The sequence below is a fragment of the Pseudomonas sp. GV071 genome (assembly GCF_003050835.1).
In the GTDB taxonomy this organism is placed as follows: Bacteria; Pseudomonadota; Gammaproteobacteria; order Pseudomonadales; family Pseudomonadaceae; genus Aquipseudomonas.
Window position 1 is genome coordinate 60,662 of sequence record NZ_QAOJ01000016.1, and the last position, 13,538, is coordinate 74,199.

General features: G+C 62.6%; 12 protein-coding genes. 9 read left to right on the forward strand and 3 right to left on the reverse strand.

Annotation, left to right across the window (positions count from 1 at the left end; all coding sequences use genetic code 11):
* Positions 1-9 precede the first annotated feature (9 nt).
* Positions 10-870 carry a hypothetical protein gene (locus tag C8K61_RS24225; RefSeq protein WP_108099031.1) on the forward strand — a complete coding sequence of 287 codons (861 nt, stop codon included), beginning with the start codon at positions 10-12 and terminating at the stop codon, positions 868-870.
* 20 nt (positions 871-890) lie between these two features.
* Here C8K61_RS24225 and C8K61_RS24230 read toward each other — a convergent pair whose 3' ends face one another.
* The gene (locus C8K61_RS24230) at positions 891-1,637 is read right to left on the reverse strand and encodes an NRDE family protein (RefSeq protein ID WP_108099033.1); all 747 of its coding nucleotides are present in this window, start codon (positions 1,635-1,637) and stop codon (positions 891-893) included.
* Between the two features lie 157 nt (positions 1,638-1,794).
* Here C8K61_RS24230 and C8K61_RS24235 point away from each other — a divergent pair, with 157 nt between their 5' ends.
* Genes C8K61_RS24235 through C8K61_RS24245 form a run of 3 tightly spaced genes read left to right on the forward strand, consistent with a single transcriptional unit; the run spans position 1,795 to position 4,187 of the window.
* The gene (locus C8K61_RS24235) at positions 1,795-2,577 is read left to right on the forward strand and encodes a sulfite exporter TauE/SafE family protein (protein WP_108099035.1); all 783 of its coding nucleotides are present in this window, start codon (positions 1,795-1,797) and stop codon (positions 2,575-2,577) included.
* 9 nt (positions 2,578-2,586) lie between these two features.
* Complete coding sequence (gene lgt, locus C8K61_RS24240) at positions 2,587-3,396, forward strand: prolipoprotein diacylglyceryl transferase (RefSeq protein ID WP_108099037.1); 810 nt, start codon at positions 2,587-2,589, stop codon at positions 3,394-3,396.
* On the forward strand, positions 3,393-4,187 hold the full coding sequence (locus C8K61_RS24245) for a thymidylate synthase (protein WP_108099040.1): 795 nt from the start codon (positions 3,393-3,395) through the stop codon (positions 4,185-4,187). The genes lgt and C8K61_RS24245 overlap by 4 nt, the downstream gene beginning before the upstream one ends.
* Before the next feature lie 37 nt (positions 4,188-4,224).
* Here C8K61_RS24245 and C8K61_RS24250 read toward each other — a convergent pair whose 3' ends face one another.
* Entirely contained in the window at positions 4,225-5,649 is a 1,425-nt protein-coding gene (locus C8K61_RS24250; protein WP_108099042.1) for a DASH family cryptochrome, read from the reverse strand.
* 251 nt (positions 5,650-5,900) lie between these two features.
* On the opposite strand from C8K61_RS24250, the gene C8K61_RS24255 reads away from it, so the two are divergent.
* Positions 5,901-6,686, forward strand: a complete 786-nt coding sequence (locus C8K61_RS24255) for an N-acetylmuramoyl-L-alanine amidase (RefSeq protein ID WP_108099044.1) — start codon at positions 5,901-5,903, stop codon at positions 6,684-6,686.
* 82 nt (positions 6,687-6,768) lie between these two features.
* Here the strand turns inward: C8K61_RS24255 and C8K61_RS24260 are convergent, their stop codons facing one another.
* The gene (locus C8K61_RS24260) at positions 6,769-7,152 is read right to left on the reverse strand and encodes a response regulator (RefSeq protein WP_108099137.1); all 384 of its coding nucleotides are present in this window, start codon (positions 7,150-7,152) and stop codon (positions 6,769-6,771) included.
* 244 nt (positions 7,153-7,396) lie between these two features.
* Between C8K61_RS24260 and C8K61_RS24265 the strand changes: the two genes are divergently transcribed.
* Genes C8K61_RS24265 through C8K61_RS24280 form a run of 4 tightly spaced genes read left to right on the forward strand, consistent with a single transcriptional unit; the run spans position 7,397 to position 13,516 of the window.
* Entirely contained in the window at positions 7,397-10,885 is a 3,489-nt protein-coding gene (locus tag C8K61_RS24265) for a response regulator (protein WP_108099046.1), read from the forward strand.
* On the forward strand, positions 10,885-11,706 hold the full coding sequence (locus tag C8K61_RS24270) for a protein-glutamate O-methyltransferase CheR (protein ID WP_108099048.1): 822 nt from the start codon (positions 10,885-10,887) through the stop codon (positions 11,704-11,706). The genes C8K61_RS24265 and C8K61_RS24270 overlap by 1 nt, the downstream gene beginning before the upstream one ends.
* Entirely contained in the window at positions 11,703-12,317 is a 615-nt protein-coding gene (locus tag C8K61_RS24275; protein ID WP_108099050.1) for a chemotaxis protein CheB, read from the forward strand. The genes C8K61_RS24270 and C8K61_RS24275 overlap by 4 nt, the downstream gene beginning before the upstream one ends.
* The gene (locus tag C8K61_RS24280; protein WP_108099052.1) at positions 12,311-13,516 is read left to right on the forward strand and encodes a hybrid sensor histidine kinase/response regulator; all 1,206 of its coding nucleotides are present in this window, start codon (positions 12,311-12,313) and stop codon (positions 13,514-13,516) included. The genes C8K61_RS24275 and C8K61_RS24280 overlap by 7 nt, the downstream gene beginning before the upstream one ends.
* Positions 13,517-13,538 lie beyond the last annotated feature (22 nt).

Genomic DNA, 13,538 nt, shown 5'->3' on the forward strand with positions numbered 1-13,538 from the left:
CTGCCGCTGATGGCCGGCGGCACGCTCGACCTCTCGGTACTCGCCCACCTGCGTCTGTCCGCCGCCAGCGGTTTGGTCCTGCAAGGGCCGACGCTGTGGGTGGTGGCCGACGATGCCTTGGCCTTGCATGCCTACGACCTGGCTGGCGTGTGGCAAAGCCAGATAGTGCTCCTGCCCGGCTCGCTACCCAGCGACGAGAAAAAACGCAAAAAACGTAAACCCGACTTCGAAGCCCTGCTGGCCTTGCCCGACGGCGCCTTGCTGGCGCTGGGCTCTGGCTCCAAGGCGCAACGCCAGCGCGGCTGCTGCGTGCGTGAAGGCAGTGTGCAGGTCATCGACCTGGCGCCACTGTACGAAGCGCTGGCGCAGCAGTTCCAGGAGTTGAATATCGAAGGTGCGGTTATCCACGGCGGGCACCTGATCCTGGCTCAGCGTGGTAACGGTGCTGGCGGCGAAAACGCCTTGGTGTTTCTCGAGCTGGCGCAGGCCTTGGCCGATATCGCGGCAGGCCAGCTCAGCGCCGTTGGGTTACGTCATAGCCTGCCGGTGAGCCTGGGTGAGGTGCAGGGCGTGCCGCTGAGTCTGACCGACTTATGCACAGGCCCGAACGGCCAGCTGTTTTTCAGCGCGGCGGCTGAAGCAACGGATTCCAGCTACCTCGACGGGCAATGCCTGGGCAGCGTGCTCGGCTGCTTCAGCGCCGACTATGCCGTGGCATGGCAGCGGCCGTTGGCGCCGCTGGTGAAGGTAGAGGGGCTGGCGTTTCAGGCGGATGGGCGTTTGCTGCTGGTGGCGGATGCTGATGATCCCGAGCAGCCGGCGCCGTTGTTTGCCCTGGATGGCGTGCTGCTTCAACAACATCGAGGCTGAAGCCTCGATGTTGTTGATCTTCAGTCTTCTATCCGCACTTCGCCAAGATGCCCGCCATAAGGCCCGAAGCTGCGCTCCACCAGCAACCGTCTGCCGTCGCCCTGCGTGATCAGCGCGCTGCACGCCCGTGTGCCGTAGGTGCGACTGGCAATGAACACGCTCGACAGCAATTGCTCGCTGGCCAGGCCAATGCCGGTGTCCGGCAGGCTGTTGTCGGGCGGGCGTTGCGGGTCGGTGAGGATGGCGAACAGGGATTCCGGATCAGGCTCGGCCAGCACCTCGGCCAGTGCCTCCTTGGCTTTGTCCAACTTCGGCCAGGGCGTATCCAGGGTGGCGTTGGACAGGCCGTAGATGCCGGGCTCCAGCAACCGTACCTGGCCTTCGCGGGAATTGAAGAACCACAAGCCGTCGTTATCGCCCAGCAGCAAATTGAAGCCGGCGTAGTTGCCGGCGCGTTGCATCAGGTCATCAAGGTAGGCGGCGGGGGACAGTTCACCGCGCAGAAACTCGGCCACCAGTTCGCCGCGGGAGCGCCCAAACGGCGGCTGGCGCGGGTCGCGGATATTGGTCAGGGCGGCAAAGCGGCCGCCGCCGCCCAGGCCCAGCCAGCTGCCGCCGGCTTCCAGATCGCGCCCAGCGAGCACTTGCGGCGCATCTTCCCAAGGCCCCAATGGCAGTGAGGGGCGGTCATAGAACTCATCACGGTTGGCGGCTAATACCAGCGGTTGCGCATGGCCAGGGCGCCAGGCGAATACGATCAGACACATAACCCATTCCTTGTGCGTTCTGGCGCAATGGTCGACTGCGTACAGGTACTCCCGTGCCGGGAGCCTCGCTAACTGTAACCGTGGGCGACATCCATCGCCATCTCTGGAGGGGGGCGGACGCTTCCGTTACCATGCCGCATTGTTTTCGGGGGTACCGATGGAATTCCTGCTCTATTTGCTCCTGGGTGCCGGGGCCGGTGTACTGGCCGGGCTGTTCGGTGTGGGCGGCGGCATCATCATCGTGCCGGTGCTGGTATTCAGCTTCAGCGCACAGGGTTTCGACCCGGCGGTGCTCACCCAGATGGCGGTGGGCACCTCCTTGGCGACCATCATCTTTACCTCGATCAATGCCGTGCGTGAGCACCACCGCAAGGGCGCAGTGAACTGGCCGATCGTCACCTGGATGGCCCTGGGCATCGTCCTCGGTTCCGCCCTCGGGGCGCTGACGGCGAAGTCGATTCACGGCGAGTACCTGCAGAAAATCATCGGTGTGTTTGCCATCGCCGTCGCCATTCAAATGGCCTTTGCCCTGAAACCCAAAGCCAGCCGTGGTGTCCCAGGCAAGCTCGGACTGGGCTCGGCGGGGGCGTTGATTGGTTGGGCTTCGGCCTTGTTTGGTGTGGGTGGCGGGTCGATGACCGTGCCGTTCCTCAGCTGGCGCAGCGTTCCCATGCAGCAGGCAGTGGCCACCTCGTCGGCCTGCGGCTTTCCGATTGCCGTGGCCAGTACCTTGAGTTTTATTCTGTTGGGTTGGCATGACCCGCGGCTGCCCGAGTGGAGCCTGGGTTTCGTCTACCTGCCGGCACTGGTGGGCATCGCCCTGACCAGTATGTTTTTTGCCCGTTTCGGCGTGCGCCTGGCACACCGGTTGTCGCCGTTGTTGCTCAAGCGTCTGTTCGCCCTGCTGCTGGTCAGCGTGGGTTTGAGTTTCTTGATTTAAGGAGTCCACATGCTGGCTTACCCGAATATCGACCCGGTGGCCGTGGCCATCGGTCCGCTGAAGATCCACTGGTACGGCCTGATGTACCTGGTCGGCATCGGCGGCGCCTGGTGGCTGGCCTCGCGCCGGCTGGCGCGCTTCGACGCCGCCTGGACCCAGGAAAAACTCTCAGACCTGGTGTTCTGGGCCTCGATGGGGGTGATTCTCGGTGGGCGCCTGGGCTACGTGCTGTTCTACGACCTGCCGGCCTACATCGCCAACCCGCTGCTGATTCTCGAAGTGTGGAAGGGTGGCATGTCCTTCCACGGTGGTTTCATCGGCGTGATGCTGGCCATGCTCTGGTTCGGCCGGCGCAACGGCAAGACCTTCTTCGAGCTGATGGACTTCATCGCCCCGCTGGTGCCGATCGGGCTGGGCGCCGGGCGCATCGGCAACTTCATCAACGCCGAGCTGTGGGGCAAGGCCACCGACGTGCCTTGGGCAATGATCTTCCCCACCGATGACAAGCAGCTGGCCCGCCATCCGTCGCAGCTCTACCAGTTCGCTCTGGAAGGCGTGGCGCTGTTCCTGATTCTCTGGCTGTACTCGCGCAAGCCGCGGCCGACCATGGCGGTGTCCGGCATGTTCGCGCTGTTCTACGGGATCTTCCGGTTTATCGTCGAGTTCGTCCGCGTACCGGACAAACAGCTGGGCTACCTCGCCTGGGATTGGCTGACCATGGGCCAGGTGCTCTGTGTGCCGATGATCATCGGCGGCATCGCCCTGATCGTCATCGCCTACCGCCGCGCCCCGGCCGCTGCCAATGGAGTCGTGCAATGAAACAGTACCTGGACATGATGCGCCTGGTGCGCGAGACCGGCACCTTCAAGGCCGACCGCACTGGCACTGGCACCTACAGCCTGTTCGCGCACCAGATGCGCTTCAACCTGGCCGACGGTTTCCCCCTGGTGACCACCAAGAAGTGCCACCTGAAATCGATCGTTCACGAGCTGCTGTGGTTTCTGCAGGGCGACACCAACATCAAGTACCTGAAAGACCACGGCGTGCGCATCTGGGACGAATGGGCCGACGAAAACGGCGACCTCGGCCCGGTGTACGGCTACCAGTGGCGCAACTGGCCGGCGCCCAACGGTGAGTCGGTGGACCAGATCAGCAAGCTGATCGACATGATCAAGAAGAACCCGGACTCGCGCCGCCTGATGGTGTCGGCCTGGAACCCGGCGCTGGTCGATCAGATGGCCCTGCCGCCGTGCCACGCGCTGTTCCAGTTCTACGTTGCCGACGGCAAGCTCAGCTGCCAGCTGTACCAGCGCTCGGCCGACATTTTCCTGGGGGTGCCCTTCAACATCGCCAGCTACGCGCTGCTGACCTTGATGGTGGCCCAGGTGTGCAACCTGCAACCAGGCGAGTTCATCTGGACGGGCGGCGACTGCCACCTGTACGCCAACCACCTGGAACAGGCCGACCTGCAACTGACCCGCGAGCCGCTGCCGCTGCCGACTATGAAGTTGAACCCGGAAGTGAAGGACCTGTTTGCCTTCAAGTTCGAAGACTTCGAACTGCAGAACTACCAGGCGCATCCGCATATCTCGGCGCCGGTGGCGGTTTAAAAAAGCATCGAGGCTTCAGCCTCGATAGATTTTTGCCTTACGCTGCGGCGCCCGGCAGATAGGGCTGCCAACTCTCCGGCACATGCTCCAAACGCGGGTAGTTCAGCGCATTGAGCTGCAGGTGCGAGAGCACAAACGGTGTGTGGCGCATGTTGGCTGGCAAGGCGCGCAGCTCGCTCAACCACAGGCTGACGTAGGTCGCTTCGGGGTCAAAGCGGCGGGCTTGCAGCAGTGGGTTGAGGGTCTGGCTGCGCACTGGGTCGCAGGCGATGCCGGTGAGGTAGGCCCAGTTGCCCCAGTTGCTCGCCGCTTCGTAATCGAGCAAATGCTCTTCGAACCAGGCCGCGCCATGGCGCCAGTCCTGGCGCAATTCGTTGACCAGGTAACTGGCCACCACCTGTCGCCCGCGCTTGCTGACAAACCCGGTGGCCGCCAATTCGCGCATGCAGGCATCCACCAGCGGCATGCCGGTGCGGCCTTGGGTCCATTGCAGGAAACGTTCATCCACCGCCGTCGGCGCCTGTTGCGTGGCTTTCAGGCCGCCGGCCTGGAACAGTGCTTCGCCGCGACGCACCAGGGTCCAGCGGAAGAACTCGCGCCACAGCACCGCGCGCCACAGTTCCTGGGTTGATTCGTTGCGCCCGTACTGCGCTTCATGGCGGCGCAGTTCGGCCACCACCCGGCGTACCGATAGGCACCCGTTGGCCAGCCAGGGCGAGAGCTTCGAAGAGAATTCGGTACCGATCAGGCTGTCGCGCGCCGTGGCGTATTGGCGTACGCCCTGGCTTTCCCACAGGTAGTCGCGCAGGCGCGCCTGGGCGGCGACTTCGCCGCCGGAAAACGGGAACGCGCTGTCGGCGATATGAATCGGTTCGCCCAGGCCAAGGTGCGACAGGGTCGGCGGCGGCATCAGCAGTTCCACCGCCGCTTCCGGAATGGCTGGCAGGCGCTCCGGCGCGCTCAGCGGCTGGAACACCACCAGGCGTTCTTCCATCACTGCGCAGAAGTCGCGGTACACCGCTGGCAGTTGTTCCACCGCGCAGGGCAGCTCGATGGCTTGCAGCAGGCCGTGGCCGGCGACTTCGCGCAGCGCCACGTCACCGAGCTTGGCGCGCAGGCGGGTGATTTCGCCCTGGGCCTGAGGCGCGATCTCCTCGTGGGTGACGACTTCGCTGATCTCAAGGCGCTCGGCCAGCAGTGGCAGGATATGTTCTGGCTGCCCCTGCACCACCAGCAGATGGGAGCCACGGGCCCGCAGCGCGCCGTCCAGGGCCAGCAGGCTTTCCAGCAGGAAGCGCGCGCGATGCACGCCGAGCTGACGGGAACCAAGCGGGCCTTGCTGCAACAGTTTGGGGTCGAGGACATACACCGGCAGCATGCGATCGGCGCTGGCGGCAGCGTGCAAAGCGGGGTGGTCATCCAGACGCAAGTCGTGTTTGAACCACAATAGAGAGCGGCGCATGCATGATTTCCTTGTCAGTGCTTGGCGGCGTGGCAGAGCGCCCGAAGCGGGCATGCAGCTAAATATAGGCGGGCGTTTTTTTTCCATAACGCCGCTTGTCTGGCGCTTTTTTCGCCGGGAAACTGACACACGCCATATCGGCCCTGCAGTACCGGTCTTAAAGCACTAAACTACCGTCCGTTATACCTAGGGCGCCGCTGAAGTGGCAACTAGCCACCCCTGTTTTAACCCGAGCCCACTCGCGATTTCCGATGAAGAACCTGCTTTTAGTTGTCCTCCTCACCACGCTCGTGGGCTGCACTGGCGGCCTGCGCATCGACACCAGCCATCCTTCGCAAAACCAGGATGAGCGGGTGCAGTACGTGATCCTGCATTACACCTCCACCAACCTTCAGCGCTCCCTGCAGTTGCTGACCCAGGGTGAGGTCAGCAGCCACTACCTGATCGACGCCGGTCCGGCCACCGTTTACCAGTTGGTGGACGAGCACAAACGCGCCTGGCATGCAGGCGAAAGCGAGTGGGAAGGGCGCACCTGGCTGAACTCCAGCTCCATCGGCATCGAGCTGGTCAATGCCGGCTACGACGAAACGCCGCAAGGGCGGGTGTGGTACCCGTTCAGCGACGTGCAGATCGAGGCGTTGATCTCGTTGCTCAAGGACATCACTGCGCGCAACCACATCGAACCGCGCCATGTGATCGGCCACAGCGATATCGCCCCGCTGCGCAAACTCGACCCCGGTCCGTTATTCCCCTGGGAGCGCCTTGCCAAGGCTGGTTTTGGCCTGTGGCCGGAAGCCAAAGCAGTGGCCGAGGCACAGACCGCGTTCGACCAAAGCCTGCCGCCGATCAGCTGGTACCAGCAGCAACTGGTCAGCCTGGGCTACGCCACGCCGCAGAACGGTGAGCTGGATGTTGCCACCCGCCATGTGCTGGCGGCGTTCCAGATGCACTACCGCCCGCACCGCTTCGACGGCACGCCGGATGCACAGACGGCAGCACTGTTGGTGGTGCTTAACCGGATGAACAAGCTGCGGTAGGTGGGGTTGAGCGCAGCGAAGCCCAACAGGGAGCCCGAAGGGCTCCGCGTGGAAGGCCGAAAAGAGCCGCTTCGGACGACGCTCAAGCCAGCATATCGGCGACGGTCGTGCGCAGCAGGTCGAGGCTGAACGGCTTGGTGATGGTCGCGACTTTGGCGCTGCTGGCGCTGGTCTGGTAGTCCTGGGCGGCATAGCCGCTGGCGAACAGCACGGGTAACTGCGGGCGCAGCTGGTGGGCGGCGGCCATCAATTGCGGGCCACTCATGCCGGGCAGGCCGATATCGCTCATCAGCAGATCCAGGTGCTGGTCGCTGGTGATGATGGCCAGCGCATCAATGCCGTTGTCGGCTTGCAACACCTGGTAGTCCAGCTCTTCCAACACCTCCACGGTGAGCATGCGCACCACCTCGTCGTCCTCGACCAGGAGGATGGTTTTGTGGGCGTTCTGGCTTGGGCTGTCGGGCATGAAACGGTCTCGGCTAAGGGGCAAAAAAAGCGCTGAAAAATAAAACTGCAACTGCTTGGCAAAGTCGCTGACCAACTCTCTGGCCTGGCATTTGTTCACTGGCCTGCAGGCCCCAGGCAGAGTACCTGTGGCCATGCCACACGGGCTATGACCGGCGGCTGAATCTTTTCCAGCTTGTAGGAATAAGCATGCACATTTCCAGGGCTTTACGGCAGAATCCAGACTTTTTACGCAGGGACAGCATATGAGCAATGCCACTGCCATCGACGAGAAAAGCTTTCGTCGCATCCTCAGCCGCAACGTGGCCTTGCCGTTGGGCGTCGGGGTTATCAGCGCGATCTTCTTTATCGGCCTGGTCTATTACCTGCTCAACGTACTGCAGTGGGTGGAACACACCGACCGGGTGATCGGCAATACCAACGAGGCCTATCGCCTCACCGTAGACCAGGAAACCGGCATGCGCGGTTTTCTGATTACCGGTGACGAGAACTTCCTCGCGCCCTTCGATGTTGCCCGCCCGCGGATCATGTCCGAGCTGCAGGCGTTGCAGGAGCTGGTGAAAGACAACCCGATCCAGGTCGACCGCTTTCGCCGTATGGAAGCCCTGCAACAGCAGTGGAGCAAATTCGCCGACGCCATCATCGAAAGCCGGCGCGCGGGCAACGACTTCCAGCAGATTGTTTCCAGCGGCCGTGGCAAAGAACTGACTGACGAAATCCGCAAAGGTTTCGACGAAGTTATCGCCACCGAGCAGCAACTGCGCTTTCAGCGCAACAGCGACGCCAACAGCACGGTCATTCTGACCATTGCCCTGTACCTGGTGTTCAGCCTGATCGTCAGCGGCATTCTGGCCTTTATGGGCCGCCGCGAACTGCTGGGCTTGTCCAACAGTTATGCCAAGTCGCTGGAAGATCAGCAACGCAGCGCGGCCGTCATCGAGCAGAAGTCCTGGTTGCGCAACGGTCAGAGTCTGCTCGCCGAGCAGGTGCTGGGGCAGAAAACCCTGCCGCAGCTGGGCGAGGCTGTGCTCAGCCAGCTGGCTGGCTACCTGGGGGTCAGCGTCGCGGCGTTTTATGTGCGCGAGCCGCTCGGCAACATCGAGCGCGTGGCCAGCTTCGGGCTGCCCGCTGAGCAGGCAAACACCGAGCAGCGTTTTACCGGTAACGACACCATGGTCGGCCAGGCTGTGCAGGAGCGCCGCCTGATTCGCCTGGACAACCTGCCCCACGCCTACCTCAGCGTGGCCTCGGGCCTGGGCAGCACCTCGCAGTTGAACATCGTGGTGATGCCGATCAGCAACGAAAACAGCGTCAACGGTGTGTTGGAACTGGCCTTCCTGCGCCCGGTCGAGGACCTCGATATCGAGTTCCTAGAGTTGATCGCCGCCAATATCGGCACCTCCATCGATGCGGCCCATTACCGCAAACGCTTGCAGGATGTGTTGGCCGAAACCCAGCAGCTCAACGAGGAGCTGCAGGTGCAGCAGGAAGAACTGCGCACCGCCAACGAAGAGCTGGAAGAGCAGTCGCGGGTGCTCAAGGAGTCCCAGGCGCACCTGGAAAGCCAGCAGGCCGAGCTTGAGCAAACCAACGAGCAACTCGCTGACCAGGCCCAGCGTCTGGAAGACCAGCGCGACGCGCTGGATGAGAAGAACAACGCCCTGAGCCTGGCCCAGCGTGAGCTGGAGGACCGTGCCCAGGAGCTGCAGCGCGCCAGCCTGTACAAGTCCGAGTTCCTCGCCAACATGAGCCACGAGCTGCGCACGCCGCTGAACAGCTCGCTGATCCTGGCCAAGCTGCTGGGTGACAACCCGGATGGCAACCTCACCGCCGAGCAAGTGAAATTCGCCGACTCGATCTACTCCGCCGGCAATGACCTGCTGCTGTTGATCAACGACATCCTCGACATCTCCAAAGTCGAGGCCGGCAAGCTGGAAATGCGTCCGCAGAACATCCCGGTCACCCGTCTGGTGGAAAGCCTGCGCACCGTGTTCCAGCCGCTGGCGACGGACAAGCAATTGGCCTTCGATATCGACATGCAGCCCAGCGTGCCGGGCACCCTGTTCACCGACCAGCAGCGGGTCGAGCAGATCCTCAAGAACCTGCTCTCCAACGCGATCAAGTTCACCGAGGTCGGCCAGGTCACCCTGACCATCTCGCGCCTGGACGACGGTCGTGTGGCGTTCGCCGTGAAGGACTCCGGCATTGGCATTCGCGAAGACCAGCAAGGCTATATTTTCGAGGCCTTCCGCCAGGCCGATGGCACCACTAACCGCCGCTATGGCGGCACCGGCCTGGGCCTATCGATTTCCCGCGACCTGGCTACCCTGCTGGGTGGCTCCATCGGCGTCGTCAGCGCACCGGGCCAGGGCAGTACCTTCACCCTGGTGCTACCGCAAGCCTATGAAGAAGGCTTCATATTGGAGTCTATGCCCGAGCTGCCTCCGATAATGCCGGCCACAGCCCCTCTTTCGCCTACCCCGGCAGCTACCGTCTCGCCGGTGGCCATCGCCCAGTTCGACGATGACCGTGAGCACCTGGTGCAAGGCAGCCGCCGTATTCTGGTGATCGAGGACGAGCCGAACTTTGCGCAGATCCTCTACGACCTGGCCCACGAGTTGAAGTACAACTGCCTGGTGGCCCACGGTGCTGACGATGGCCTGCAACTGGCTGATCAGTACCTGCCCGACGCCATTCTGCTCGACATGCGCCTGCCGGATATATCCGGCCTGGCCGCCCTGCAACGCCTCAAAGACAATCCGCGCACCCGGCATATTCCGGTGCACGTGATTTCCGTCGAAGACCGCATGGAAGCAGCGCTGCAACTGGGCGCCATCGGCTACGCGGTGAAGCCCACCACCCGCGAGCACCTCAAAGGCGTGTTCGCCAAGCTGGAAGCCAAGCTGGCGCAGCAGGTCAAACGGGTGCTGCTGGTGGAAGACGACGCCTTGCAGCGCGACAGCATCGCGCGCCTGATCGGTGATGACGACATCGAGATCACCGCCGTCGAGCTCGCCGGTCAGGCCCTGGACCTGCTGCGCACCACGGTGTTCGACTGCATGATCATTGACCTCAAGCTGCCGGACATGCGTGGCAATGAGTTGCTCAAGCGCATGTCCGAGGAAGACATCTGCTCGTTCCCGCCGGTGATCGTCTACACCGGGCGCAACCTCACCCGCGACGAAGAAATCGAGCTGATGAAGTACTCGCGCTCGATCATCATCAAAGGGGCGCGCTCGCCAGAACGCTTGCTCGATGAAGTCACCCTGTTCCTGCACAAGGTCGAATCGACCCTGTCCAGCGAGCGCCAGAACATGCTGAAGACCGCGCGTAACCGCGACAAGGTGTTCGAGGGCCGGCGCATTCTTGTGGTCGACGACGACGTGCGCAACATCTTCGCCCTCACCAGCGCCCTGGAGCACAAAGGCGCGGTCGTCGAGGTGGCGCGTAACGGTCGCGAAGCACTGACTAAGCTGGAAGAGGTTGAAGACATCGACCTGGTGCTGATGGACGTGATGATGCCGGAAATGGACGGCTACGAAGCCACCGCGGAAATCCGCAAGAACCCGCGCTGGCGCAAGCTGCCGGTCATTGCGGTGACCGCCAAGGCGATGAAGGACGACCAAGACCGCTGCCTGCAGGCCGGCGCCAACGACTACCTGGCCAAACCCATCGACCTGGATCGCTTGTTCTCCCTGATCCGCGTCTGGCTGCCCAAACTGGAACGTATCTGATGTCGCCTGATCGCAATATCGAGATCGAGCTGCGCCTGCTGATCGAGGCCATCTACCTCAAGTACAACTACGACTTCCGTGACTACAGCGGCGCCTCGTTCAAGCGCCGCGTGCGCCACGCGTTGCAGCAGTTCAACTGCGCCACCATTACGGCCTTGCAGGAGCGCATCCTGCACGAGCCGAGTGCGTTCATGCAGCTGTTGCAGTACCTGACGATCCCGGTCAGCGAGATGTTCCGCGACCCCAGCTACTACCTGGCGCTGCGCCAGCAAGTGGTGCCGCTGCTGAAAACCTACCCGTCGGTGAAGGTTTGGGTGGCTGGCTGCAGCACCGGCGAAGAAGTGTATTCGCTGGCCATCCTGCTCAAGGAAGAAGGCCTGCTGGAGCGTTCGATCATCTACGCCACGGACATCAACCCGCGCTCGCTGGAAAAGGCGGAACGCGGGATTTTTTCCCTGGAAAATATCCGCACCTACACCGAGAACTACCAGAAGGCCGGCGGCCAGCGCGCGTTTTCCGACTACTACACCGCCGCCTACGAAGGCGCGTTGTTCGACAAGTCGCTACGTGACAACGTGACCTTCGCCGACCACAGCCTGGCCACCGACAGCGTGTTTTCCGAAACCCAACTGGTGTCGTGCCGCAACGTGCTTATCTACTTCAACAAGACCCTGCAGGACCGCGCGTTCGGCCTGTTCCACGAGTCGTTATGCCACCGTGGTTTTCTCGGCCTGGGCAGCAAGGAGAGCCTAGACTTCTCCAGCTATGCCAAGCGTTTCGAGCCTTTGGTCAAACACGAACGGATCTTTCGCAAAGCATGAACACCAGCGCCCTCGACGACTTGTTGCTGACCCGCGCCTCGGCGCTGGAAGCCGTGGTGGTGGGCGCCTCGGCCGGCGGCGTGCAAGCCTTGCTGGCGATTTTCAATGGCTTGGGCGCCGACTACCGGCTGCCGATCATCAGCGTGCTGCATCTGCCCGATGACCGCCGCAGCCACTTGGCCGAAGTGTTCCAGCAGCGCCTGGGCATTCGGGTGAAAGAAGCGGACGACAAGGAGAGCCTGCAAGGCGGAACCCTGTACTTCGCCGGCGCTGGTTACCACCTGCTGATTGAGGACGACCGCAGCTTTTCCCTCAGCCGGGAAGAGCCGTTGCATTTTTCCAGGCCGTCGATCGACGTGCTGTTTGAATCCGCCGCCGATGTGTACGGCGCAGGACTGATGGGCATCTTGCTCACGGGCGCCAATGAGGACGGCGCACAAGGATTGGCAACGATAAAACGCTGTGGTGGTTTGACCGTGGTTCAGGACCCGGCCGACGCCCAGGTTCCCACCATGCCCCAAGCCGCGCTGGCGTTGCACCCAGCCGATTTCGTGCTGCCGATACCTGGCATCCACGCGCTGCTCGCGGAGTTGAATAAAAGCCCATGTTAAGCACCATCGAAGCCAAACTGCTGATCGTCGATGACCTGCCGGAGAACCTGCTGGCCCTCGACGCTTTGATCCGTGGTGAGCGTCGCCAGGTATTCCAGGCCACCTCCGGGGAAGAAGCCCTGGGGCTGCTGTTGCAGCACGAATTTGCCCTGGCCATTCTCGACGTGCAGATGCCGGACATGAACGGCTTCGAGCTGGCCGAGCTGATGCGTGGTACCGAGAAGACCAAACACATCCCCATCGTCTTCGTCAGTGCCGCCGGGCGTGAGATGAACTACGCCTTCACCGGCTACGAAAGCGGCGCCGTCGACTTCCTGCAAAAGCCCCTGGATATCCAGGCAGTGCAGAGCAAGGTGACGGTGTTCGTCGAGCTGTTCCGCCAGCGCCAGGCCATCAACGAGCAAGTGATTGCCCTGGAGAAAAGTCGCAAGGAGCAGGAAATTCTGCTCAGCGAACTACGCGCCGCGCAGAACGATCTGCAACACGCGGTGCGCATGCGCGACGACTTCATGTCCATCGTTTCCCACGAGCTGCGCACGCCGCTCAATGGCTTGGTGCTGGAAACCCAGCTGCGCAAACTGCGCCTGAACAAGGGCGACACCAGCGCCTTCACCCCGGACAAGCTCAAGGCCATGACCGAGCGCGATGAGCGTCAGATCAACAGCCTGGTGCGGCTGATCGAAGACATGCTCGATGTGTCGCGCATTCGCACCGGCAAGCTGTCGATCCGTCCGACCCGCTTTGACCTGGCTGCCCTGGTGGGGCGAGTGCTGGAAAACTACAGCGCACAAATCGCCGCCGCCGGTTGCGAAGTGACCCTTAGCGCCGCCGAGCCGGTGACTGGCCTGTGGGACGAATTCCGCATCGAGCAAGTGGTGGTCAACCTGCTGACCAACGCGTTGCGCTACGGCGCGAAAAAACCGGTCGACCTGCGCGTGCGAGCCACCCCGGAAGGCGCCTGCATTGAAGTACAAGACCACGGCATCGGCATTTCCGTGCCGGACCTGGCGCGGATTTTTCAGCAGTTCGAGCGGGTGTCCTCCAATGAGGTCACCCAGGGCTTGGGCTTGGGCCTGTACATCACCGAACAGATTGTCGCCTCGCACCAGGGCACCATTGAGGTCGAGAGCCACCCGGGGCAGGGGTCGTTGTTCCGCGTTTATCTGCCGCTGGAGTCGCGCAGTGTCGATGCTGTTTGAGCGCCGGTGCGCTTAAGGCCCG